Annotated in this window: 26 protein-coding genes; all 26 read right to left on the bottom strand. The window is 45.3% G+C overall.

The window, feature by feature from the left end; genetic code table 11:
- Positions 1-109: 109 nt before the first annotated feature.
- Positions 110-1342 (bottom strand): nitrogenase component 1, encoded by a 1233-nt coding sequence (locus tag KQI91_RS03665; protein ID WP_216391524.1) that lies wholly within the window; start codon positions 1340-1342, stop codon positions 110-112.
- Positions 1339-2793 carry a nitrogenase component 1 gene (locus tag KQI91_RS03660; protein ID WP_216391523.1) on the bottom strand — a complete coding sequence of 485 codons (1455 nt, stop codon included), beginning with the start codon at positions 2791-2793 and terminating at the stop codon, positions 1339-1341. The genes KQI91_RS03665 and KQI91_RS03660 overlap by 4 nt, the downstream gene beginning before the upstream one ends.
- The gene (locus KQI91_RS03655) at positions 2787-3554 is read right to left on the bottom strand and encodes a nitrogenase iron protein NifH (protein ID WP_216391522.1); all 768 of its coding nucleotides are present in this window, start codon (positions 3552-3554) and stop codon (positions 2787-2789) included. The genes KQI91_RS03660 and KQI91_RS03655 overlap by 7 nt, the downstream gene beginning before the upstream one ends.
- Positions 3547-3819 (bottom strand): TM1266 family iron-only hydrogenase system putative regulator, encoded by a 273-nt coding sequence (locus KQI91_RS03650; protein WP_216391521.1) that lies wholly within the window; start codon positions 3817-3819, stop codon positions 3547-3549. The genes KQI91_RS03655 and KQI91_RS03650 overlap by 8 nt, the downstream gene beginning before the upstream one ends.
- A 465-nt stretch (positions 3820-4284) precedes the next feature.
- Positions 4285-5301, bottom strand: a complete 1017-nt coding sequence (hypE, locus tag KQI91_RS03645; protein ID WP_216391520.1) for a hydrogenase expression/formation protein HypE — start codon at positions 5299-5301, stop codon at positions 4285-4287.
- A 61-nt stretch (positions 5302-5362) separates the two neighbouring features.
- Positions 5363-6430 (bottom strand): hydrogenase formation protein HypD, encoded by a 1068-nt coding sequence (hypD, locus tag KQI91_RS03640; RefSeq protein ID WP_216391519.1) that lies wholly within the window; start codon positions 6428-6430, stop codon positions 5363-5365.
- On the bottom strand, positions 6430-6639 hold the full coding sequence (locus tag KQI91_RS03635; protein ID WP_022213579.1) for a HypC/HybG/HupF family hydrogenase formation chaperone: 210 nt from the start codon (positions 6637-6639) through the stop codon (positions 6430-6432). Before KQI91_RS03635 ends, hypD begins: the two co-directional genes overlap by 1 nt.
- Entirely contained in the window at positions 6630-9092 is a 2463-nt protein-coding gene (hypF, locus tag KQI91_RS03630; protein WP_216391518.1) for a carbamoyltransferase HypF, read from the bottom strand. The genes KQI91_RS03635 and hypF overlap by 10 nt, the downstream gene beginning before the upstream one ends.
- An 81-nt stretch (positions 9093-9173) precedes the next feature.
- Positions 9174-10217 carry a nitrogenase component 1 gene (locus KQI91_RS03625; protein ID WP_216391517.1) on the bottom strand — a complete coding sequence of 348 codons (1044 nt, stop codon included), beginning with the start codon at positions 10215-10217 and terminating at the stop codon, positions 9174-9176.
- 463 nt (positions 10218-10680) lie between these two features.
- On the bottom strand, positions 10681-11079 hold the full coding sequence (locus KQI91_RS03620) for a hypothetical protein (protein ID WP_216391516.1): 399 nt from the start codon (positions 11077-11079) through the stop codon (positions 10681-10683).
- Positions 11080-11467: 388 nt separating this feature from the next.
- Positions 11468-12166: a flavodoxin family protein gene (locus tag KQI91_RS03615; protein WP_216391515.1), complete on the bottom strand. Its 699-nt coding sequence runs from the start codon at positions 12164-12166 to the stop codon at positions 11468-11470.
- Between the two features lie 191 nt (positions 12167-12357).
- Complete coding sequence (locus KQI91_RS03610; RefSeq protein ID WP_216391514.1) at positions 12358-12972, bottom strand: hypothetical protein; 615 nt, start codon at positions 12970-12972, stop codon at positions 12358-12360.
- 136 nt (positions 12973-13108) lie between these two features.
- Complete coding sequence (locus tag KQI91_RS03605; RefSeq protein ID WP_216391513.1) at positions 13109-14395, bottom strand: nitrogenase component 1; 1287 nt, start codon at positions 14393-14395, stop codon at positions 13109-13111.
- Positions 14392-15153 carry a nucleotide-binding protein gene (locus tag KQI91_RS03600; protein ID WP_216391512.1) on the bottom strand — a complete coding sequence of 254 codons (762 nt, stop codon included), beginning with the start codon at positions 15151-15153 and terminating at the stop codon, positions 14392-14394. Before KQI91_RS03600 ends, KQI91_RS03605 begins: the two co-directional genes overlap by 4 nt.
- A gap of 374 nt (positions 15154-15527) precedes the next feature.
- Positions 15528-17087 carry a cardiolipin synthase gene (cls, locus tag KQI91_RS03595; RefSeq protein WP_216391511.1) on the bottom strand — a complete coding sequence of 520 codons (1560 nt, stop codon included), beginning with the start codon at positions 17085-17087 and terminating at the stop codon, positions 15528-15530.
- Complete coding sequence (locus tag KQI91_RS03590) at positions 17084-17950, bottom strand: KilA-N domain-containing protein (RefSeq protein ID WP_216391510.1); 867 nt, start codon at positions 17948-17950, stop codon at positions 17084-17086. Before KQI91_RS03590 ends, cls begins: the two co-directional genes overlap by 4 nt.
- Before the next feature lie 179 nt (positions 17951-18129).
- Positions 18130-18531, bottom strand: coding sequence for an ATP synthase F1 subunit epsilon (atpC, locus tag KQI91_RS03585; protein ID WP_022213586.1), 402 nt, complete (start codon positions 18529-18531; stop codon positions 18130-18132).
- Between the two features lie 12 nt (positions 18532-18543).
- Entirely contained in the window at positions 18544-19938 is a 1395-nt protein-coding gene (atpD, locus tag KQI91_RS03580; protein WP_022213587.1) for a F0F1 ATP synthase subunit beta, read from the bottom strand.
- A gap of 22 nt (positions 19939-19960) precedes the next feature.
- Positions 19961-20818, bottom strand: coding sequence for an ATP synthase F1 subunit gamma (gene atpG, locus KQI91_RS03575; protein WP_216391509.1), 858 nt, complete (start codon positions 20816-20818; stop codon positions 19961-19963).
- Between the two features lie 23 nt (positions 20819-20841).
- Entirely contained in the window at positions 20842-22371 is a 1530-nt protein-coding gene (gene atpA, locus KQI91_RS03570) for a F0F1 ATP synthase subunit alpha (protein ID WP_216391508.1), read from the bottom strand.
- Positions 22372-22565: 194 nt separating this feature from the next.
- Positions 22566-23105 carry an ATP synthase F1 subunit delta gene (gene atpH, locus KQI91_RS03565; protein ID WP_118699480.1) on the bottom strand — a complete coding sequence of 180 codons (540 nt, stop codon included), beginning with the start codon at positions 23103-23105 and terminating at the stop codon, positions 22566-22568.
- Positions 23102-23605: a F0F1 ATP synthase subunit B gene (gene atpF, locus KQI91_RS03560; protein ID WP_216391507.1), complete on the bottom strand. Its 504-nt coding sequence runs from the start codon at positions 23603-23605 to the stop codon at positions 23102-23104. The genes atpH and atpF overlap by 4 nt, the downstream gene beginning before the upstream one ends.
- 31 nt (positions 23606-23636) lie before the next feature.
- Positions 23637-23915 carry an ATP synthase F0 subunit C gene (gene atpE, locus KQI91_RS03555; protein WP_005428180.1) on the bottom strand — a complete coding sequence of 93 codons (279 nt, stop codon included), beginning with the start codon at positions 23913-23915 and terminating at the stop codon, positions 23637-23639.
- Positions 23916-24131: 216 nt separating this feature from the next.
- The gene (locus tag KQI91_RS03550; protein ID WP_216391506.1) at positions 24132-24890 is read right to left on the bottom strand and encodes a F0F1 ATP synthase subunit A; all 759 of its coding nucleotides are present in this window, start codon (positions 24888-24890) and stop codon (positions 24132-24134) included.
- A gap of 39 nt (positions 24891-24929) precedes the next feature.
- A complete protein-coding gene (locus KQI91_RS03545; RefSeq protein WP_216391505.1) occupies positions 24930-25349 on the bottom strand; it encodes a hypothetical protein in 420 nt (139 codons plus the stop codon).
- A 92-nt stretch (positions 25350-25441) separates the two neighbouring features.
- Positions 25442-25705: an AtpZ/AtpI family protein gene (locus KQI91_RS03540; protein WP_216391504.1), complete on the bottom strand. Its 264-nt coding sequence runs from the start codon at positions 25703-25705 to the stop codon at positions 25442-25444.
- Positions 25706-25785: the final 80 nt, after the last annotated feature.

Genomic DNA, 25785 nt, shown 5'->3' with positions numbered 1-25785 from the left:
CTACAGTGCTGCATGTAGATCTGGAAGCTGAATAAGATTTCTTAAGTCCAAAACATACTATAATAATTATAGAAGTCTTCAGGGTTTTTGTCCACCAAAATGTACGTTTTTACGTCAATTTTATATCGTTTAAATCTCCAAAGATCCCACATTTTTTGATCTTTTTCAGAAAAATCCTGCCGGAAAAAGCGATATGCGGAAGTTCGATGAATGTAGAATCTGGCGGACAGATCGGGCGGTAAAGAGGATCTGCAAAGATGATCCCTGCATCCTTCAGAAGCTGCTCCATTTCTTCCTCTCCATCTGCTGTACAGTCATTTGGTGCTAGAAGACCTTCGTGAGTTTCCAGCGGACAGATGACGCGGACCGGTTTGTTGTATTGCTTTTCGAGAGCTGCTGCCAGGGAGCCCATGGTTACGGCTTCTCCAATCAGAGTTATCTGCGGAGTTCCTGCCAGACGATTCTTGAGATATGCCGCTGGAATGTTGTTCTTGTCTGCTTTTTTTGCTTCATTATGAAGGAAAGCTTTTTCATTTATTGCCTGAATGAGTTCTTCTGTAAATCCCCCTATTGGCGTTCCGATGATGTATGGGGTCCCGAATTTTTCCTGGAGGATCTTTGCTGTCGGAAGACCTACGGAGGATACGACCAGATTTACTTCTGCTTCACCTGCATAGGACAAAGTTTCAAGTGTATCACCCATTGCCCAGGTGGATATGACCTCCCAGCCACGCTGGCGTAAAGTCTGCTTCATGGCATCTACGTTTGCCTGCGGACCGAAATCCAGCGGAGTTACGCCGAGAAGATTAAGGGTATGTGGACGAATACATGACACTTCTGAATATGCAGAATTTCTGTCAATATCTGACGCTGCTGTTACTGCTCTGACTTCCGCTTCTTTGACAAATCGTTCGGCAATCTCAGCCAACGCAAGTCCTGCACCGTAAGTATAATCATGCATGCCATTTGTCGGAACTGAAAAAGCCGGGATTCCTGTCTCTGTTTCGATCACCTGCGCGATCGCAGGAAAATCTGTCCCGTTCATAAACGGGATTGGCGAGCCTGCAAGTGCGATGAACTTCGGTTTCAGTTCCTTAGCCGCTTCTTCAATATCGTGAATGAATTTTGCATCGTTTCCCATAACTGCATCGATCTCTGTCAACCCGGAAATATAGATCAGACTGTCCTGGTCGTACCAGCGGATCTCGTCATGTGTATTGTAAGTCGAATTACAGCCGGACGGGTCGTGCATGACTACCATGCCGCCCAGTTCATACAGGGCAGAGCATACACCGGAAACATCGGCAGTGTAGATTGGTATGATTTTGTATGACTGTCTCATATGCAGCTTTCACACCCCCATCCTTTGCGAACGATCAGATCCTCGGGATCTCTTTCTTCAAGAAAAGCTTCTGTCATCAGTTCCATGGTTCTTCGAATCCCGTCGAACCCCCACAAACCGCCGCCCTGTACCATATTAACGAAATTTCTGCTTGCAGAAAACCAGGCGGCTTTCTGTCCGATGGCAAGAACTTTGCCTTCTGTCCCGCGCGGAAGGACACGCATCTTGGTTTGAATCGTGGCACGCAGTTCCAGGTCCGGATGATGAAGTTTCAGCCAGTCGAACGCTGACTTTTCTTCCGGGCTTATGCTGTCGAGATAGACGGTTGTTACGTGGAAACCGTGTTCCAGGAGAAGTTTTGCGAGACCTAATAGTCTTGGATGGTACAGATAATCCAGAACGATCGGGGTGTCACCGAGGATGGATTTTGCGTGGTTGATAGAGTCTTCGCAAAGAGTAATTTCACGTTTGAAGAAGGCTTCGAGTTCTTCATTAATACAGTGCTCATTCCCCTCTTTTTTATCGTTCTCATATGCTCCTGTATCTCGTCTTTCTTCTATAACACAACAATTCTCTCTGCCATGCTCTACTCCATTTTTTCTCATATAGTTTATGTTCAAATTTTGTATCAATCGTCGTATCTCTTCTTTAATCTCCCCATAATCAAAACTGCCCGGCAGATACAGATGCTTTCTGTTCAGGCGTTCTGCCAGCATGTCTGCGCCGTATTTTGCCGGCGGATAACAGGAAACAAAAACTCCTGCTCTTCCAAGCTGCTGGTATTCCTCCCATGTTTTACAGGCTGGAAGTTCCCGCAAAGTGTAACCGGTACTTTTCAGCAAACGCTTGATGTCACTGCTTTCATCAAGTGCAAAGTCGCTTCCAACGAGCGTTACTGTATGCGGATCTGCCTCCTTCGGGATCAGCGGATCGTACATTGCCTTTCTCAGTTTCTGATCCGGTGTCAGTCCATGTTTCTGCATGATCGGATCCATGAAGCAGCGCACAAACACGATTTCCGGAAAACATGTGCCCAGTTCTTCATAGACTCTGTCCAGGTCACACCCCAGAAAATGATGCAGACAGACGGTAAAAAGAAGCACCGCCTTTGGTTTCTGTTTTAATTTATTGAGGACATCTGTCACGCCTTCGATCGTCACATCCTCCAGATTTCCGTTCAGAAGATTTTCTTCTTCAACAGTAACAAAGGAAAATCGGTCTGCCGCATTCATCTCTGCCGCTGTCAGAACGACGCCGCGCATGCAGTTGTCTGCGCAGACGTAGATCTGGATTGCCTCGGGCATGAGCATTCCGGTATGGACGATATTCCAGTTGCCATGTGCCGGGGAGTTGAATTCCAGTCCGAGAGGAAATGGAACGGGAAAATCAGCTTCTCTGATCGTTATGACTGCACCTTCCGGGTTTATTTCATCGCCAACTCGTTTCAGCATAGGCCGTCCTTTCTGCAGATAGCCAGAATATTTTCTGCCAGTGTGCGGTATTCTGCAGCCATTTCGCTGTCCGGGTAACATTCCAGCAGGGTTTTGCCCTGTTCTTCTGCGTCTGTGACCAGGTCGCTGCGGGTAAGTGTTCCGATTATCTGCGTTTCAAAATCATCGGCAAGTTCCTGTACTTTTTCTTCTTCTCGTTTTACATTGCGGCGATTCAGGATAATGCCGCCAAGGGTTGCATAACCACGATTTTTGAAGTTCTGCACTGCCATGGCGATATTGGCTCCGGCATGGATTGCCATATTTTCACCGGAAGTTATGATGAAAACTTTGTCTGCATAGCCTTTTCGCATCGGCATGGAGAAGCCGCCACAGACGACGTCTCCGAGAACGTCGTAGAGGACGATGTCCGGTTTATAGGTCTCGTAGGCTCCTGTTTCTTTTAATTTTTCAAGGGCAGTGATGATCCCACGTCCTGCACAGCCAAGCCCCGGTGTGGGACCGCCGGCCTCTACACAGACCACGCCCTGATAGCCGGTTGTGGTCATGTCTTCGAGCTTGAGGTTCTGTTTTTTCTCATTGTAGAGATCGAGTACGGTCCGCATTTGTTTTCCGTGCCGGAGCTGAATCGTGGAATCTGCTTTTGGGTCGCAGCCGATCTGCATGACGGTCAGTCCTTTTTCTGCAAGGGCGGCTGCCACGTTGGATACGGTTGTGGATTTGCCGATTCCACCCTTGCCGTATACTGCTATTTTAATCATGTTTTTCCTCCGCGTGTGTGATAACATTGGAATAAGCGGTCTTGGTGGACACGCCTTTCAGACGGCCGATCTTACCGGAAAGGGCGCTGATGATGTCCTGTGAGGCATCGATGGCGATGCTGATGATGCTGATTCCTCTTTCACGGTATGGAATGCCCATGCGGCCGATGATGTAGTCGCGGGCATCGTAAAGAAGCTGATTGAGGGTTTCGATGGAATCGCTGTCTTCGACGATGATGGAGATTACTGCTACTCTTGTGTCCATGTTGATCCTCCTTGTGTTAATGTGTGTATGTCTCCACTGCCTGAGCCAAACAGTTTTCCTGACACACTGCGATTTCTGTTCGTTACGTGCGCTTATTTGCTGTCATTCACGCAAACTCGGCTTCGCCTCAGACAGTGCGTTCGGTGACAGCAGCTAGCACATAACTCTCGACGAAATCTCCGTTTGCCGTCAGTTCAATCCTGTTTTCTCAGTGCAGTGTCGGATTCATCAATAACTCTATTTCTAAGTTCTATAAAATGCTTACTAATTTTTAATATATTTCTCTGATTCTATTTGAAAAATATCTTACTCAAACCTGCTACCCATTTTTTATAAAATGTAAATTTCAAGTTTCTTAAAAATATCTCCCTGTTTTTCTATCTCAGTGCAGGTTCGTGATTGCTTTGCAATTCTCACATTCCTTCCGATTATGCATGCAAATCTATCGGGCTTTGAAATCTTGACTCAACAAATCCTCGGCAACAGTTCTCCACCTGGCTGCGGCAACAACGCCTGCGTTCCAATCTCAGTCGTCATAACAACCTTACCCGGCTGGTCCGCAGTAACTTCCCCAATAATAGCGGCATCTTTAGAATACGGACACTGCCGGAGGGTTTCCACGATTTTCTCCGCTTCATCCTTCGGTGCCATGATGACCATCCGCCCCTCACATGCCAGATAGAGTGGTTCAAGTCCAAGCATGCCGCAGACTCCCCTGACTTCCGGTGCTACCGGCACAGAGGCTGCATCAAGGCGGATTCCAACGTTGCTCTGTCCTGCGATCTCATAAAGAACGGTTCCGACACCGCCTCTTGTGGCATCGCGGATCACATGGAGATCGTGGGTAGTATTCATGACAGCTTCTACTGTTTTCCAGAGCGGAGCACAATCGCTTGTGACATCTGCCTCGATTCCAAAATCTTCTCTCGCCAGAAGGATCGTACATCCATGTCTTCCGACATCTCCAGTCACAATGATCGCATCTCCCGGCTGTGCGAGGGTTCCGCCAACTTTTACACCATCCTCGATCTGTCCCATTCCGGTTGTCGTAATAAAGACACCATCAACCTGTCCTTTGCCTGCAACTTTTGTATCACCGGACACGATATGTACGCCTGCTTCTGCGGCTGTTTTTTCCATTGCGGAGGCGATTTCTTCCAGTTTTTCCATCGGGAAGCCTTCTTCGATGACAAATGCACAGGTCAGGTACAGAGGTTTTGCACCCATACATGCGAGGTCATTGACCGTACCGCAGATGGAAAGTTTGCCGATATTTCCGCCCGGGAAGAATGCCGGTGAGACGATAAATCCGTCTGTGGAAACTGCCATTTTTCCTGCCGGTGGTGTCAGGACTGCCGCATCATCTGCTGTCAGATCCGGGTTGGCAAAGTGTGCAGCAAAGATCTGGTCGATCAGTTCTGAAGTCTGGCGGCCGCCTGCGCCGTGCGCCATTGTTACTGTTTTATCTTTTAAACTGCTCATAGGATTGTCCTCTTTTCTCTTAACATTATCATACCTGTAAACATGCTCAGCATTTGGAACTTTAACCCCTGGTAGCACTGGTATTATCTCCATACGCGTAATAAGCTGAACATGCACCTTCATTTGAAACCATGCATGCACCTACCGGGTGCTGCGGGGTGCAGACTTTGCCGAACACTTTGCAGTCGGATGGTTTACATTTGCCCTGCAGGACATCGCCGCATCTGCATGCCGGGTTTGCTTTACCCTGGATCGGTGGAATATTGTATTTCTTTCTTGCGTCAAAATCGCTCCACTCTTTTTTAAGACAGACACCTGATCTCGGAATCACACCAAGCCCTCTCCACTCACTGTCACAGGCTTCTGTCATTTCTTCGGTGAGCTGCTGTGCTTCGCGGCTTCCTTCCGGTTTCACGACTCTTGGATAGCAGTTTACAAAGAACGGTTTTCCTTCCTGGAATTTCACCAGGGAAACTGCAAGTGCTGTGAGAAGTTCTTTCGCAGTAAATCCGGCAACAACGCCACTGACTCCTTCTTCTGTCAGATGTTCGCAGAGTTCTGTTCCTGTGATCGCATTGACATGTCCCGGATACAGAAAAACATCTGCGCTTCCTTTTAGTGCCTCATATGCCTGCGGCATGGCCTTGTTTGCCATCAGCAGAGAATAATTGGAAAGTTCGTCTTTTTTCGCCTGTTTTACAGAAAGACATTCTGCCGGTGTTGTGGTTTCAAATCCGACAGACAGGAATACAACCTGTTCTTCCAGATGTTCCAGTGCATATTTTTCTGCATCTGCCGGGGAGTAAACGATACGGATCTTTGCGCCTTTTTCTCTCGCTCCTGCAAGGCTCATCTTCGTTCCCGGCACCCGTACCAGATCTCCGAAGGTACAGATCGTTACATTTTTTTCCAGTGCCAGCCACACTGCCTCATCAATAAATCCAACCGGTGTCACACAGACCGGACATCCCGGGCCGGAGATCAGTTCTACCTGCGGCGGCAGAAGTTTGCGGATTCCCAGCCGGAAGATCTCATGTGTATGCGTTCCACAGACTTCCATGATACGTACTGCCGGTCCGTCGTAGTTCTCTATGATCTCGCGGGCAGTTCTTTTTTTCTCTTCTCCCATTACAGCAGTTCCTCCATTAACTGATCTGTTTCGTCATCATCTTCATCAGTGATCTTTGCGATTGCAACACCTGCATGGACCATCACATAATCGCCCGGTTCCAGGTCTTCCAGAAGCTGTGCGGAAACTTTTCTTTTGGCTCCGCCAGCATCTACAACTGCTGTTCCTTCACTGATTTTTACTACTTTTGCTGATAAACCTACACACATGGTAATGTCCCCCTTTTATTTCTTTCAAGATATGCCATCGCATATACTGCCTGTCCAAGTGCGATTCCACCGTCATTTGGCGGCACAAGCTGATGTTTCAACACTTCAAATCCCTGCTGTTTCAACATATGATCGGTCAGTTCCAGAAGCAGCCGGTTCTGAAAAACGCCACCGCTTAAAGCCGCTTTATTACAGCCACTCTGCTCTCTGATCTTCACACAGGTTGTCGTGATCTGACGGGCAAGTTCCTGATGGAAAAAATATGCCAGACTGCCAGAATCTTCACCATTCAACCGGCTGTTCAAAATTTCTTTTATCAAAGATTCTGTGTTGAGAAGTAATCGATCACTTTCCAAAGTCCTTCGTTTATTGTTAAAAATTATTCTGTCCTCAGTCTGTTTCAGATACCTTTCATCTTCTATATCTGGCTGATTTTTATTTTCAACGAGAGCATCTGTATTCACTTTATGGAAACTATATTTTTCACGTTCCAAAATTTGCTGTTTTTTCTTTTCAAGCATTGCATCCCGATACTCTTCCGCAGCAAATTCCAGTGCCATGGAAGCCTCACCCTCAAATGTGGACTTCCTGCGAATTCCAAGTATCGCGCTCACCCCGTCAAACAAACGGCCTGCACTGGTTGACATAACGGCATTGATCTTCCGGTCTGCCATGGTAAACTGTACGTTTGCTTCCTGCTTCGTACAAAGTCCTAATTTCTCTATAATTTCAGATGCTTTTTCCCTGTCACCTGTCATTCCATAGATCAGAGAAACTGCGATACGCCATCCCTCTTTTGAAGAAGCATCTCCGCCGATCTGCAGAAATGGCATGACACTTCCTACTCTCTCGAATCCATTCAGATCTGACAGAAGGATCTCTCCTCCCCAGATCGTACTGTCCGTTCCATAGCCGGTTCCGTCAAAAGATACGCCGATCACCTGACCCGCACAGTCATTCTCTGCCATACAGGAAAGAATGTGTGCATAATGGTGCTGTACCTTCACTACCGGTAATCCAAGTTCTTCTGCAACCATCACGGAATTGTACTTCGGATGCATGTCACAGCATATGATCTCCGGCTCCACTTCCAGTAGTGTTTCCAGTCTTCCGACTGTCTCACGAAGTGCTTTTACTGTGCGCAGATCTTCCAGGTCCCCCACATATGGGGACGGATAAAAACGGTTATCCACACCAATGCAGAAAGAATTTTTGAGTTCTCCACCGATTGCAAGTACCTGTCCCCGATACGGTGTGGAAACCATAAACGGAAGTGGTGCATAACCTCTGGAGCGGCGGATCATATATGGTTTATCCTCATAAAAATCCATTACAGAATCATCTGCCCGGATACGTATCTTGCGGTCATGGGACAGCATACAGTCGCAGAATCCAGACAGTTCTGCCTCTGCTTCCTGATCGTCACGACAGATCGGTGCGCCGGATGTATTTCCACTGGTCATTACCAGAAATTCCGGCATTTCGATTCCGTCATCATAAGTAAAAATCAGAAGCTGTACCGGTGCATATGGCAGCATCACTCCAATTTTGGGGTTGCCCGGTGCCACGGATGGACAGAGGATCGCAGCCTCTTTTTTCTTATCCAGAAGCAGTATAGGTTTCTGATGTCCGTCAAGGATTCTGACCTGTTCTTCGCTTATTTTGCATTCTTTTCTGACTGCTTCGAGATCTTTTGCCATCACTGCAAATGGCTTCATTGGACGATGTTTGAGCTCACGCAGACGGCTGACTGCTGCCTCATTTGAAGCATCACAGCAGAGATGGAATCCTCCGATGCCTTTGATCGCAGCAATGCCGCCCTCTGCGATTGTTTTTCTCGCATAAGTGATCGCAGCTCTGCCTCTTTCTTCTCTGCCGATCAGGTATACTTCCGGACCACATTCATTGCAGCAGACCGGCTGTGCATCGTATCTTCTGGTCGCCGGATCATGGTATTCTTTCGCACAGTCCGGGCACATTGGAAACTCTTTCATACTGGTCCGTTCTCTGTCATAAGGAAGCGAATCCAGGATCGTCAGTCTCGGTCCACAGCAGGTACAATTGATGAACGGATGCAGGTATCTCCGGTTCCTGGAATCAAACATTTCCGCCCTGCATTCATCGCAGATCGCGATGTCCGGTGAGACAAAAATCTCTCCTTTTGTCTTCTCACTTTCGATGATATCAAACTGTGTATACGCTTCCGGATGCTCTACATTTTCGACATTTACCTTGAGGATTGCTGCACGTTTCGGCGGCCGGTTCTGGATATCTGAGATAAATCCTCTGACCGCTTCCTCTGATCCCTGTGCATAAATTTCCACATAAGGTCCCTTGTTACAGACATTTCCACGAATGCCCCGCGTGGCCGCATGACGGCTGACAGTTGGTCGGAATCCTACCCCCTGTACGATTCCGTAAACGCGGATCTGTCTGGTGATTTCTTCACTCATACTCTTCTCCAGTCTGCTATATCACTCCATAGATACAGCAGGATTTTTTATTTATGCTTGTCTGCTCGTGATCAGCTGACTTTACTTCCCGATCAGTTTCCCTGATACTGCAAAGTGCCTTGTATTTACAAATATTCCTTTAAATTCCGGTGTCATACGCTCCATACATCCGTCTGCAAAAATGATGTCATATTCTCCATTTTGTACCAGTTCTATGTAGTCATCTTCGTCCCGAAGAAGAACATCTCCGTCCGCCAGAAGTTCTTTTTTCATCATAAACCACCCTGCTGTCTGGACGGTTTCTGCACCCTTTTTTAACAATTCTCTACGGATGGAATCTGCAATTACCTGCTGGTGTACGACAAGAACTCTTTTGCCGGTATAATCTATATCCGGAATCAGTTCCTCTACCAGCGGATAATGCATTTCATATGGCGTTCCGAATGTTTTTTCCAGATATTTTGCCGCCATAAGTGCCGCCGGAGAAACCACGATATTTCTGCTCGCTGAGGAAGCTTTTTTTACTTCTTCCAGCCCGTCTCCCATGCAGTAACAGATCGCCCGCTGGTCATATTTCTGGTAATACAGAGCACGTATTTTTTCCGCCGCGTCAAGGTCGCTGACATCCTGCGGAGTCATCCCGAGGATAGCAATCCTGCGTTCTTCCACTGGATATTTTTCTGTCGCAAAAGTTTTAAAAAGCTCCACAAAAGCTTTCTCCTCACCTTTGTCATAAAGTTCCATTCCATCTGTATCAACGGTCAGGATCGGCAGATTTATCTTCTTCTCGCTCATACGTTTCAATGCCAGATAATCCGTTGCAATCACCGCCGGAACCGGAGTTCCGATCACTGCCGCGAACGTTGCATCCACCTTCTGTGCCGTATCTGCAAGCTTCTCCACCAGACGGTCATCACGTCCAAGGATCGCATCCATATCTCGAAGTCCGGCGCTGAAAATTGCACTCTTCTGTTCAAACCAACGTGGCTCATCAAATCCGCATACATTGCCGGTACATCCCCCGGCATCGCAGATCACCACAATACCTCCCAGTTCAAAAAGTACCGATACTGCACCTGACTGGTCCGGTGCGAATGGCGTCAGGTATTTCCGTAGTCCTCTCATTATTTTCCCCCTTATACACAAAAAGACTCCTCGCCCATCAGGGTAGAGAAGTCCTGTAAATTCATGCCAACAACTATTCCTGCTCGGATCTGCAGTGACCTACCCGGTCCTATAAGTTACTGTTCACTCCGTTCACAGTAACTTGGTCAAAATCCATTCCAAATCACCTTCGGTGATGGGATTTTGCCCTGTATGTCTCGGGATTTTGCCATATTCATGGCAAAACGCCTCGCGGGTTACTACTTGTGAACAAGTAACCCCTATACATATGTTTCCTCGCCATCAGAGTCTGTTCTTTAGTATTTATAAAATTTGAACGTGTCTGTGTAGTTGCATTCAGGTAGATCAAATCATCCTGTCTGCTGTTAGAATTTATTATATCTCATACACAAGTTGTCAGTCAACGCTAACACATTCGTTTTGCCATATATTTTCCGCAAGGGTTACTTTGGTTATTTGAATTTTATTTCATCTCTTCAAGTTCCCCTCTGGTCAGTCCATCGATGCACTGTAGAATCTGGTCTATGGAAATTCCACATTTCAATAACTTCTGTGCAGTTCCTCTTGCATTTTCTTTTATCGCCTCTTGTTTTTCTTCATCTGCCTGTCTCCACACTTCCGCAATCGCCTGCTGTTTCTCTTCTTCTATGATCTGTCCAACCTTCGTCATCTCGAACCACCTCCTGATTTTTTCTGAATCTTCTCTTCGGATCACTTTATCTGTAAACACCAGAAGTCCGGTGAATACAAACGTCTGTATTTCTCTGCTTTCAATCTCTTTTCCCATTTCGAAACATCGCTGGATGCAGTTCTGTTTTTCTTCTATGCCTTTGTAGATCAATGGCAGAATTACAAACTGCATTTGTTCCTGCTCCGATAAAGATTCGCCTGTATGAATCTTCTGATATAAATTTTTCTCAAAGAATGTTTACTACATTTTGTTCTATAATTATATTATATATGTTCTGCTTTCAGACTTCAACATTCTTCTTGAAAATCTCTTAATTTTAGGGAATTTCAGGCTGATTTGCCTTTTGAATTTCAGATCAGTTTCATATGTGAATATAGATATTATATAAGCTTTCATACCTTTATTTCAAGAAAAATCGTTCGACACTTTCTCCCTCTATTCGCTCTTGTTACTTTGCATTTACAGTAATTTTGCCATTAGTATTTAAAAATATCAAAGGTCTCTCTACCATCAAAATAGAGAGACCATATATAATATATAATTCTGCATTTTTGTTCATTTAGCAAGATTTCCACGGACGTTTTCTGTCATGCCAGCCGTGCTCTTCCCAGTATGAATAATCCGGTTCAAATTTCCAGAAAACTTTGTGCATCCAGCGCATCATCATAAACCATACTCTTGTTTTTAATGTAGGTGCAAATGAACCATGATTTTTCTTTATCTTTGCAGCCAGGTGATCTGTTTCTCTGTGAATCTTCTGCTGGATTTTCTCCGGAATCTCATCTGGTTTGGAGGCCCGAACAGCCACACCCAAACGATAGATTCTCGGATAACCCCAGAAGAACATACTGTGATACATATCTTTTACCGTACTTTTCATTCCGCCTCCAGCTGCTGTCGCGACAGCTACTCCCTGTTTCCTGAATGCACGTTCATCAGGTCTGTGCACAAGCCACCTTGTACCAAAATGATCAAGAAAAGCCATCATCTGCCCTGTCGCATGATACACATAAACAGGACTTGCCAGAATTACCACATCAGCCTCATCCATAGCGTCAGCCAGAGGTTTTAGTTTTTTATAGTGCGGGCAATGCGTTAAATCTTTATTAAAACACGTCCAGCATCCCCGACAAGGTTCATCAAAATCTTTGGGAAGAAAAAATTCCTTAAGTTCTCCTCCGATTTTCTCACCCAGTTCATGCGCGATCATGTATGTATTTCCTTTATGGTTCTGCCCGTGTATGATTACTGTTTTCATAGAAATTGCTCCCCCCATATACTTTATTCCAAGCTTCACTATTCTCAGGATTTTTTACTATTTTATTCGCAATTTCTATAATCTGCAACCACTTTTTATTCAGTACCACTGTTCACAGGAAATTCCCATCCATTACCTGCAATCTCAAGTCGTAAATACATGCCTTTTCATGAATATTCCAATTATTTTCTTTATTTCATCGCTTCAAGTTCCCTCCTTGTCAGTCCATCAATGCACTGCAGAATCTGATCTATGGAAATCCCACACGCCAACATCTTTTGAGCAGTACTGTAGTTTGCATTTTTTGATGCACTTTGTACTGCTTCTTTCTTTTCTTCATCTGCCTGTCTTCGCACTTCTGCAACCGCCTGCTGTATCTCTTCTTCTATGATCTGTCCAACCTGTGTCATCTCGAGCCACCTCCTGATTTTTTCTGAATCTTCTCTTCGGATTACTTTATCTGTAAACACCAGAAGTCCGGTAAATACAAACGTCTGTATTTCTCTGCTTTCGATCCTTTTTCCCATTTCGAAACATCGCTGAATGCAGTTTTGTTTTTCTTCTATGCCTTTGTAAATTAATGGCAGAATTATAAACTGCATTTGTTCCTGCTCTAATAGGGATTCTCCTGTATAAATCACAATCATCCGAATAACCTGCCTCGAATCCTTAAACACTTTACATCTCTTTAAAGTACGCACAATATAATTCAGATATTTGATCTTATCCTCATAATCATACGTACTTTCATAATCAACCAATGCAAGTGAATCATCTTTTAATCGAAAAAGATTGTCCAGTCTCATTTCATTTGCATCAAAATCAAGTCCCTACTCAAACTAATTCAAATAAGAGCATCCACATTTCTGTAGATGCCCCATTATTAACTACAGTATAATCTTTACAAATTACTCCGCACCAAATTTCCTGACCGTCTGAACTCTATCGTTCACATACACCCTTCAATGCCTCAAACAACCGTCTCACCCCTGCAAAGCCATACGGCTGCTCGTCCTGGTTCCACATCAGTCCCGGACAGTCCTGGTGGTAGTAGAGGGCGTCTTTGCCTATGGTGATGTTTACACCGCTCTGCGCCGGATCGTAGTAGATCATGGTTGGTTCCATATTGGAAAATACTTTTGTTTCCGGACTTAAGAGGGCAAGCTGTTTCATATATACGAAGTTCTCTACTGTGATCGTTCCATAGATTTCCGGTACTTTGAATCCGTATTTCAGAAGGGCAAGTGCCAGTTCAAACGGATCTCCGTTCATGCATTCCCCGACGGCAAATGATGCATCCGGACAGACTTTTCGAAAGTCCTCGATTGCCTGTTCTGCTGCTTCTCGATACTTGTCCAGTTCGAAAGAAACGCCCAGTACAGACGCAAACGCCTGATACTGATTCTGTATCTTATCTGTCTGATATAAACGTCGTAACTCAATAAACGGAATCTTCAGTCTGTCATTAAAGTCCTCTGCCGCAAAGCGTGATTCCTGATGCAGGACCAGATTGAAATTCGCCTCCGACATGATCTTATATTCTTCGAAATCTCTGCATCTGGATATCTCGTGGATTGTCTTGATTCCCGCACCGTGAAGCAGATCATACAGTTCACAGTCGTCCACAAGCGGCGAAAAAAATCCCAGAAGATTGACAACATTTCCTTTCTTTTTTGCCGGCTCAAGAAGAGAATATAAAGACTGTCGTACATGTACCATCGGTGGTTTCCGCCCCTCTCTGGTCAGTGCGTACATGTAACACGGACGCACCGGAAGTCCCGCCTTCTCCTCCGCTTTACGGCAGACACGCTCCATATCTGTGCCAAGAAGTGCATCCACACAAGTGATACAAATCATCACAACCGATGGTTTCTTATCCAGACTGTTACAGATTTCTTCTACTGCTTTTGGAATTTTCTTGAGATGACGGCCTGTCACGATATCTGTCTCGTCCATCATCAGATAAAAAAATCGATTATCATATTCACGCATGGAGCTGATCAGGGATGTATTTCGCCCGCAGCATCCCGGTGCCACGATCAGCATGATCGAATCCGGAACAGCAAGTCCGGCTCTCTTTACACCGAACCCCTCTGCTCCCGGAGAATTAAAGGCAAGTGTCGCCGGAGAGCTGTATATCAGATGCATATTTGATCTGAACTGCTCCGGAATATTGTCCCTCCCACGCTCATTTAATTCTTCTACTGTACAATAATAGGCTCTGCTCATTCTTCTTCCTCTGCTTTCAAAAGTATTTCTGCCAGGTCAAAAAAGCGTCTGCTGATCTCAGATCCTGCATCTCCCTCGATCACGGTCTTGCCCTGATCTTCCCAGCGGATAATCTCATCGCTTCTCGGTATTTCACCTACGATTGGAATATTGCTTTTCTGTGCAAACGCCTGCACTTTTTCGATTTCGTTTTCAACGTTTCGATGATTCAGGACAATACCAAAAACTCTCGCGTAGCTTCTGTCCTCAAAATTTCTCACAGCACTGGAAATATTGTTTGCTGCATACAGTGCCATCTTCTCCCCAGAGGTTACAATCAGGACTTTTTCTGCATATCCCTCACGAATCGGTGCTGCAAAGCCACCACAGACTACATCGCCGAGCACATCATAAAGCACAACATCCGGCTTATAGGTTTCAAATAATCTTAAATCTTCCAGCAACTGAAAAGTTGCTATGATTCCTCTTCCTGCACATCCAAGTCCCGGTGTCGGACCGCCTGTCTCAATACAGAGAACCCCTCCAAATCCTTCTTTGGAAATGTCCTCAAGCTTCTCCGGTTCCTCGTCCTCTTCTCGCATATAGTTCATCACCGGGCGAAGTGGTTCGCCACCAAGCAGATTGATCGTAGAATCTGCTTTCGGATCACAGCCGATCTGAATGACCTTCTTCCCCATGGATGCAAAAGCCGCCGCCAGATTGGAGGTCACGGTTGATTTTCCGATACCGCCTTTTCCATAAATCGCTACTTTAAGCATTCGTAATTCCCTCCCCATATTTGTACAAAGTAATGTTCCTTAAAAGATTATAAAACAAAGCAGACAGGTCTGTTTCAAATTTTCCAAATTTCCTTTGTAATGTTCCTTAAATCAAAAAGACTCCTCCACCGTCAGGGTAGAGAAGTCCTGTAAATTTCACAACACCAACTATTCCCGCTCGGAGATTTCCTTGCCGTCAGAGTCTGTTTTATTTTCATTGCTACTGTCACTTCGTTCACAGTAACTTTCATTCTATTCTGCATTTTTTCTGTTTTTATTGTACTTTATTCAGCTATAGTGAGTCAATGCTAACAGATATATATCTCATGCTGTTTTATTATAATAAATCTACCACCCGCACTGTTCTCATTCACTTATAACAGTCCCGCAAACAGCCTCATCAACAGCTGACCAAGGCGAAGATATGCACTGCGTCCGGTACGGTATTTTTCGGTAACTTCCCGGCACTCTTTCATCGTCTCCTGCAGGTCATTTCTGATATCCAGAACCACATCACAGTCTGTCATAAAACATCCGTTTTCGAAATGATGATACAGGCTTCGGTAATCCAGATTGATGGTTCCGCAGGTCGCCATACAGTCATCTGCAACACTCATTTTGGCATGGCAGAATCCCGGTGTCCATTCGTAGATCCGCACACCGTCCTTAACCAGTTCATGATAAAAAGACCGGGTGACACTGTAGATCAGTTTTTTGTCCGGAATACCCGGCGTGATGATTCTTACATCTACACCTCTCTTTGCGGCAAGTGTCATTGCATGCGCCATCTCATCGGTAATGATCAGATATGGTGTCATAAACCAGCAGTATTTTTCTGCCTTATTTACCATGCTGATATAAACTTCTTCTCCCACCTGTTCATCATCCAGCGGGCTGTCCGCATATGGCTGAACAAAGCCGGTCTGCCGTGCTTTATACGGATATTGCGGCAAAAACTGTGCAAAATCCGTATCATTCTCATCTTTATCGTTGACTGCATTCCACATCTCAAGGAAAGTCACTGTCAGGGAGCGCACCGCATCGCCCTCCAGACGGATGCCGGTATCTTTCCACTGTCCATACGGATGTGTCAGATTAAAATATTCATTTGCGAGATTATATCCTCCGGTAAAACCAACTTTGCCGTCAATAACCGTAATCTTGCGGTGGTCACGATTGTTCAGGAACATATTTAAACCCGGCATAAACGGATTGAACACACGGCAACGGATTCCAACTGCCTCCAGCTTCCTGATAAAATCCGTATTGATAAAACCAATAGAACCCATATCGTCATAAAACACTCTGACTTCCACGCCTGCTTTTACGCGCTCTTCTAGCACATTCTGGATACGGTGCCAGGCATCAGCATCCTCAATCGCATGGTACTCCATAAAAATAAAATGCTCTGCTTTCGCCAGTTCCTCAATCTGTGCTTCCAGTCCCTTTGCAGCTTCATCATAATAGACCACATCTGTATTCTGATACACAGGATAGGCTGCATTTCTCTGGATATAGGAAGATATATTTCCTGCCTTCGGAATCGTCTGCTGTAAATCTTCCTGAATCTCATGATTCTCCGGAAGCAGCGGCAGAAGCTGTTCGTCGATATCCTTATAACGTTTCCGCATCTTATTTGTCCCGCCATTCAGACCAACCAGCAGATACAGTGTAAGCCCCATGATCGGGAATACCATGATGAGAAAAATCCATGGCATTTTGATTGTCGAAGTGACCGGAGATGCATACATATTCAAAATAACGATCAGCCCCAACACCCTTGTAAACAGGTTGATTGCCTCTGCATAACGATTGAGTCCTGTAAACAGCAGTAAAATAAATATCACTTCCAGCAGAATACACACAGCCGAAAAAACAAGTCTTGTAACACCATTTTTCGTCTTCGCTCTACCTTCAAGCGTCGTGTCCTTCATAAAATCCCTCTTTCCTGTTCTTTATTAACCTCCAGCTTAGGCAGACTATTTAGGCTTACTGTTTCCAATGTCTTCAACTGTTGTACTGCTAACTGTCGAAGTAATTCCATACGTTCTTTCTGTTTTTTTCCCTGATTAATTAACACAGCATTATAACTTTCTAAATTTGCAAGAACCAGTAATTGATTCAATGTTGCTATGTCCCTCATATTTCCCTTAACAGTTGGATTTTCATCTTTCCATTGCTTTGCTGTTTTTCCATACAAAACTACATTCAACATATCTGCTTCACTCGCATATGTATAAGCTACCTGTGCAGATGTCAATTCCGGCGGAATTAAATTATCCTTAATCGCATCTGTATGTATTCTATAATTCAATTTAGAAATCTCTCTGTTCAAATTCCAGTTCAAAGACAACCGACTGTTCTCATCTGTCTTTAATCGTCTATAATCTTTCATGATATACAGTTGGAACTCAGGCGAAATCCATGTTGCAAAAGACATAGCAATATCACTATGTGCATATGTACCACCATAGCGCCCCGATTTAGAAACAATTCCAATCGCATTCGTAGATTCTATCCATTTCTTAGGAGACATTGTGAAGGAATTTGCTCCTGCCTGTTTTTTAAACCCCTCGAATTCGAGGGGTTTAAATTCCTGATTATGAAGTTTTTCCCATAGCCCCAGGAACTCTATCACATCTCTATTTCTCATCCAATTTTGAATAACTGCTCCTGGATCATCACTTTTATACCGCGCAATATCTGTCAACGAAATAAATTCATTTTCAAAATCTTGTGTATAAATCCCAATATCCATTCCATTAGCATGAATTGTTTCTTTAATTACTTTTCCCATTATACCTCCGCAACTGTACTTGATACAATATTACTTTTCCCAAAATTCAAACTGATTCATCTGTCAAATTTCGCACATACATATTTTTATTATATATGCTCTTCGAGTTCTGTTTCAAGAAAAATCATTCGACAAAAAATACAGGGAGAGCCACAGCTCTCCCTGCAAATTCACTCTCTTTATTCTTTTACACTCAGACGCACCAGTGCTCTCTGCAGTTTTGCAGATGCCATCTTATATTCCTGGTCGGTGAGGCCGCCTTTGGCGATCATTTCTTCGGCGCGTTTCTTCGCTGCCTGTGCACGCTCTGCGTCGATGTCTTCTTTCCACTCCCAGGTGGTTGCGAGAAGGCGGCAGGTTCCGTTCATGACAGAAAGCATCCCTCCGATACAGGCTGCAGTCCGTCTGTTTCCATCTGCCATGACTACGCTGGCTTCACCCATTCCAAGAGCAGTACAGAAGTTACAGTGTCTTGCAAGAATCGCGATATCACCGCTGATACTTCTGCAGACTACACGCTCCACATCGCCCTCAAAAAGCAGTCCGTCCGGTGTTCCAATCCGTAAAGGGAAGGTACTCATAAGACACCTCCTTTACTGCTTCTTAGCTTTTTCGAATACTTCATCAATGGTACCGGCAAACAGGAAATAGCTCTCCGGAATGTCATCGCATTCGCCATTGAGAATCATCTTGAATCCTCTTAAAGTTTCTTTGAGAGGAACATATTTACCAGGCATACCTGTGAACTGCTCTGCTACTGAGAAACTCTGGGACAGGTATCTCTGCACTTTACGTGCACGGCTTACTGTACGCTTATCTTCTTCAGAAAGTTCATCCATACCCATGATGGCGATGATATCCTGAAGTTCTTTGTAACGCTGAAGCACACGCTGTACAGATCTCGCGATCTCATAATGCTCTTTGCCAACGATCTCAGGTGAAAGGATACGACTTGTGGAATCCAGCGGATCTACTGCCGGGTAAATACCCTGGCTGGAGATCTCACGGGAAAGTACGGTCGTAGCATCCAGATGTGAGAAAGTTGTTGCCGGAGCAGGGTCTGTAAGGTCATCGGCAGGCACATAAACGGCCTGTACAGATGTGATGGACCCCTTACGTGTAGAAGTGATCCTCTCCTGTAAGTTACCCATTTCAGTTGCCAGTGTCGGCTGATATCCTACTGCGGACGGCATACGTCCAAGAAGCGCGGATACCTCAGAACCAGCCTGTGTGAAACGGAAGATATTGTCAATGAAAAGAAGCACATCCTGGTTCTTCTCATCACGGAAATACTCCGCCATGGTAAGTCCGGAAAGTCCGACACGCATACGTGCTCCCGGTGGCTCATTCATCTGACCATAAACCAGGGCAGTCTTGTCGATAACTCCACTTTCTTTCATTTCATTGTAAAGGTCATTTCCCTCACGGGTACGCTCTCCAACACCTGTAAATACAGACAGACCGCCGTGAGCAGTAGCTACGTTGTGGATCAGCTCCATGATAAGGACTGTTTTTCCTACACCGGCACCACCGAACAGACCGATCTTACCACCCTTTGCATACGGGCAAATCAGGTCTACGACCTTGATACCAGTCTCCAGGATCTCTGTGGCCGGCATCTGCTCCTCATAAGAAGGAGCAGGACGATGGATAGACCAGCGTTCCTGTGCTTCCGGAGCCGGCTGGTTATCTACCGGATCTCCAAGAAGATTAAATACTCGTCCCAGGCAGGCATCTCCTACCGGAACTGTGATCGGGCCGCCGGTATCTACTGCCTTTGTGCCCCGGACAAGACCGTCGGTAGAGTTCATGGCGATACATCTCACGACATCGTCACCAATCTGCTGCGCTACCTCGGCTGTCAGCTTTGCGCCGTTTGATTCTATTTCTATGGCATTGAGAAGAGCCGGGAGTTCATCGTGCGCAAAGCGGATATCCAGAACCGGACCGATGACCTGTACTACTTCGCCAATGTGTTTTTCACTCATGTTTTAAGTCTCCTATGATATTTTAAAGCCCTTCCGCACCTGCAACAATCTCCGTGATCTCCTGCGTGATGCTGGCCTGTCGTGCTCTGTTGTAATACAGATTCAGCTTATCGATCATCTCTTCTGCATTACTTGTCGCAGCATCCATAGCCATACGTCTGGCTGCAAGTTCACTGGCTGTACTCTCACATACACCACCATAAACCAGTCCCGCCAGATATTCCGGAACAATGGCATCAAACACAACTTCTGCATTCGGCTCGTAGAGGATGAGATTCTTCGTATCTACCTTGCCGCCGCTTTCTTCTCGGATATCAGTCATAGGAAGTATGGAAAATACCTCCGGCTGCTGGGAAAGCATAGATGCAAAAACGGTATAACATAATTCAATATGGCCAAAAGTTCCTTTACGGAATTCTTCACAAAGCAGATTTGCGATCTCAAAACAGTCTGCAACAGAAACACCTGCAATCTCTGCAAACTTATCTGTCAGGCATTCAATGCCTCTCTGTCTGAAATACTCGACTGCTTTTTTTCCAATCGGCAGAACCATATAATCCTTACCTTCTGCTGCCGCTTCCAGACATTTAAAAAGATTGGCATTATATCCCCCTGCCAGTCCTCTGTCACCTGCAATCACCACATAACAGTATCGTGGATTGGATGACTCTCTGGCATACACAGAAGAAAAATCAATGTTTTCTCTGGCAATGTCTTTCAGTGTCTCATGCAGTTCTGTGAAATAAGGACGGCAGGTTTCTGCGCGTTCCTTTGCCTTACGCAGTTTGGAGGATGCAACAAGCTCCATGGCCTTGGTAATCTGCATCGTACTCTGTACGCTTTTGATACGCAGCTTTACCGCTTTCATATTTCCAGCCATATGATCATACCCTCCTAATCACTTTATTTGTCAGGTCTTGTATTCAGGAAATTCTCTGTATACGCTTCCAGTACCTGACGCAGTTTTTCTTCGGTTTCCGGCTCAAGTTTGCCTGTGCTGCTGATCAGCTGCATCACTTCAAGGCCGGCTGCATCTGCATCAAGGTAGGTGTACAGTCCTGATTCATATTCGCTTACATCTTCAACTTTGACTTTTTCGAGGATGCCCTTGGTTACGGCATACAGGATCGCTACCTGTTTCTCTACCGGTACCGGAGCATTCTGGCTCTGTTTCAGAACTTCTACAATACGTGCCCCCTGTTCCAGACGCGCCTTGGTGTCCGCATCCAGATCAGAACCAAACTGTGCGAAACTCTGAAGCTCACGATACTGAGAGTAGATCAGTTTCAGAGTACCTGCTACTTTCTTCATAGCTTTGATCTGTGCATCTCCACCAACTCGTGATACGGAAATACCAGGGTTTACCGCCGGCATGATACCAGAATGGAAAAGCTCTGTTTCCAGGAAGATCTGTCCGTCTGTAATGGAAATTACGTTTGTCGGAATATAGGCAGATACGTCACCTGCCTGTGTCTCGATGATCGGCAGTGCAGTAAGGGAACCGCCGCCATGCTCGTCGTCAAGTTTTGCTGCACGCTCAAGCAGTCTGGAATGCAGATAAAAAACATCTCCAGGATATGCCTCACGTCCAGGCGGACGACGGATCAGAAGGGAAAGTGCACGGTAAGCAACCGCATGCTTACTTAAGTCATCATAAATGATGAGCACGTCTTTGCCCTGGTTCATAAAGTATTCACCCATTGCACAGCCTGCATATGGTGCAATGTACTGCATCGGGCTTGATTCAGATGCCGTAGCAGCAACTACGATCGTATAATCCATAGCACCGTTTCTGGTAAGATTCTCTACCAGAGATGCTACTGTTGAACGTTTCTGTCCGATCGCAACGTAGATACAGAGAACATCTTTGCCCTTCTGGTTGATGATCGTATCTGTTGCGATAGTTGTCTTTCCTGTCTGACGGTCGCCGATGATCAGCTCACGCTGTCCACGGCCGATCGGAATCATGGAGTCGATTGCCTTGATACCAGTCTGCAGAGGCTGATATACAGAACGTCTCTCACAGATTCCAGGTGCCTTGGTCTCTACCGGGCGGAATTCTTTTGTGTCGATCGGGCCTGCGCCGTCGATCGGCTGGCCAAGAGCATTGACTACTCGTCCGATCATGGCTTCGCCTACCGGTACAGACACGACCTTGCCTGTACGCTTTACGGTCTGACCTTCACCAATATTTTCATCGGAGCCAAATATTACGATAGAAACACTGTTTTCTTCCAGGTTCTGCGCCATTCCGAAATTTCCGTCTTCAAATTCCAGCAGTTCACCCGCCATACAGTTTACGAGTCCGCTGGCACGGGCAATTCCATCACCGACCATAAGGATCGTTCCTGTCTCATTCTGCTGGATCGCATTTTCGTAATATTTTATCTGGCTTCGGATGACTTTGGATATTTCCTCAGGTTTTAATTGCATGTGTCCATTCCATCCTTTAACATTTTATAGCTTTTGTAACTGTTCAGTACCTTCACAGTTACAAGTCAAAATGCATTCCAAATCACCTTCGGTGATGGCATTTTGCCTTGTATGTCTCGGGATTTTGGCAAAAATCATGCCAAAACACCTCGCGGAATACTACCTGCTGAATAGTTACTAAATTTTACTTTTCATCAAACAACTACTTCATTCAGCTTCTTCGTGATATCCGAAATACGTCCCTGTACCGTTCCGTCAAGCTGTATGCCTTCCATCTCCACGCGGAGTCCTGCAAGAACGGTCGGGTCTGTCTTCTGTGTGAGATGGATCTTCTTGCCGCTTGTCTTCTCCAGTTTGGCGCGCAGAGCTTCCATCTGTTCTTCTTTGAGTTTGACTGCACTGGTAACTACCGCTTCTACAATGCCATGGTCGACATTATACCTGCGGGTAAATTCCTCACAGCATCCCGAAAACTCTCTCAGGATCTTCTTCTCACATAAAAGTTTAAGAAAATTAAGAAGATACGGCTCTACCTGTCCGCCGAAGGCTTCATCGAGAAGTTTCATTCTCTCTTCCTGCGGGATTGCCGGTTCTCCCAGTAATTTCAGATATCCTGGATTCTCCCGAAAAATCTGTCTGATTTCATTCATCTGCTCCATGATCTGTCCATCGAGCTTTTCTTCGGCAGCAAGATCGTACAGACTGCCGCCATAGACTTTGGCAGCCTGTGTCATGATGCCTCACCTACATTCTCAATAAAATCATTAATCAGTTTCGTGTGATCCTCTTCGTTAATTTCGCGCTCGATTACCTTGCCGGCGATCTCAACAGCCATGCCTCCGATCTCACCCTTGATCTCGTTGACTGCTTTACGTCTCTCCTGCGCAATGTCTTTCTCCGCCTTTTCTTTCATGGCAGTTACCTGACTGGAAGCTTCCCTGAGCATCTCTTCACTCTGGACAGCCGCTGTTTTCTGAGCGGTCTTGACAATGTCATTTGCCTTGTCCCTGGCTTCCTGCATATTCTTTTCGTACTCGGCTTTCATAGCCTGAGCTTCTTCTTTCGCCTTCACTGCATCCTGGATCTCTGCGTCAGCTTTGGCTTTGCGCTTGTCCAGCATCTCGTTGATCGGCTTAAAAAGAAAACGCTTAATGAGATACACCTGAATAAAAAGGTTGCAGATCGTCGCTACAAAATTCCACGGCACAATTCCTACTAATTCCTGTACCTGCATATTTTTGTAACCTCCTATTTTATGTTTCCGATCATCCCAGGAAGTTCATGAACATGCCAGGTGCTACGAAAATAAGGAGCAGACCGGTTACGAAACCATAAATACCGGTTGTCTCTGCGATAGCACAACCAAGAAGCATGGTAGATGTAACATCACCTTTGCATTCCGGCTGACGTCCGATTGCTTCCAGAGCACTTGCTACTGCGTTACCTTCACCAATACCAGGGCCGATACCTGCGATCAGCGCACATCCTGCTCCAATTGCACAACCTGCTAATGCGATACCTTTTGCTAATAACTGAAAATCCATAGTAAAAACCTCCTGTAATAAAATTATTATCCCTTTTCTTCTGAACGCTCCCAAAGCTACTGCTCACTTCGTTCACAGCAGTTTAGTCAAAATGCATTCCATATCACCTTCGGTGATGGCATTTTGCCCCGTATGTCTCGGGATTTTGCCATATTCATGGCAAAACACCTCGCGGGATACTCCCTGTGTACAGTAGCCTCAAACATCCTCACTCTCTTATTCCTCTGCTGCGTTTGCAATGTACATAACTGTCAGCATACAGAAAATAAATGCCTGCATAATTCCTGAGAACCAGTCGAAATATACAGATAAAATAGCCGGTACACCTACATCAAGAATAGGTATCTGTGACAATACATCACCTACAAGTCCCGGGATCAGTCCCAGGAGTGCGGAACTTGCCACTGCCAGTGCCCCATAGATCAGACCATTGATAACGACACCGGAAAGAATATTTCCGAAATGACGGCACGCCATACTTACCGGTGTTGCCAGCTCGGAAAGAATATTAAACGGTGTCATGACCGGAATCGGCTGTGTAAATCCCTTTAAGTATCCACCGAATCCACTGGTCTTGATCTTTTGCGCAGTGATCATGATAAATACCACAACCGCCCACGCTGCCTCAGTAGACAGATCTGATGTCGGGCTTCGAAGTCCGACAAGGCTGATCAGGTTTGATACCACACTCGTTGCAAAAAGTGCTGCAACAAACGGGATCATGTATCTGAATTTCTCGCCCATATTGCCGACAACGAATTTGTTTGCCTGCTCTACCAGAAGTTCTGCTACTGCCTGCCGTTTGGAAATATTTTCTTCCTTGAGATCATGTGTCAGCCAGATACATAAACCTGTGATCAGAATCATGACAATCCAGCTCACCACCATAGTCTCACTGATCTTTAACTGTCCCAGAACCGGCAGGTCAATGGGTAAAGTAAAAAATATCCTTGCCCCACTAATGTCCAGTTCCATACCTTCACTCACCTCCCGTCTTTTTCAGATTTTCCCCTCCTAGTTTTTATTATGAAATATCCCCACTAATTTAATTCCCGTTCCCGGAAATAAAAGTGGAGCAATTCCCGCAACAAAATGGAAGCACGGTGCTACGATTGCCACGATCACCCACAGAATCATCATCATGAAACGCTGTGAATAACTGGCTTTGAGCTTCATTCTTGCAGTTCCTTCATCTGATGCTGACGCTGCTTTCTGTACTGCCAGACCCATCAGAAAGAAATTCAGAACCGCGATCGCTCCGCCTCCGATGCCTCCTAAAAACACGGTATAGTCTAACGGCACTTTATCCGGCATTGCAAAATGAAGTACTACAAAAAGAATCCACATCAGAATCAGTCCAACTGCAGTGATCTTAACTACTCTTTTTGTCTCCTTCTTTACCGCCGGCTGCACATTATCCAGTATACTGCTCATAATTCTATTCCTTTCGTAACTGTTCTGCATTATTATGAAATTGTCGCTAAACAGTTACTTCCTTTCCATTATTCTGTCCTTCATGTTGATGTTTATGAATGTCTGTTAAAATATATTTTATCTTTTTTATGCTTTTTCTTTTGCTGTTTGTTGACAGACAGATAAAACTTGTATGCCACTGTTGCCGAACCACCCATTCCAAAGAAAAATCCCGGAATATAAATCCAGCCACCCACACCGGTTTTTGAAATAATGAACCAGCAGAGTGCCAGACACAAAAGAAGCGGTGTGATAAACGACAGTCCCAGCTGTGACAACATCGTGACATTACGCATGATCTCTGACCATTGCTTCAATATCGTTCTCCTTTTTATCAATAATTTTTACTAATAATTCCCTGTTTTTTCTTTTACGCATAGTCAAATTTTAACACATA

The organism is Blautia sp. MSJ-19, from assembly GCF_018918125.1.
Taxonomy (GTDB): Bacteria; Bacillota; Clostridia; order Lachnospirales; family Lachnospiraceae; genus Blautia_A.
Note: the sequence above shows the minus strand (reverse complement) of the source record. Positions and strands in the feature narration are given on the sequence as shown.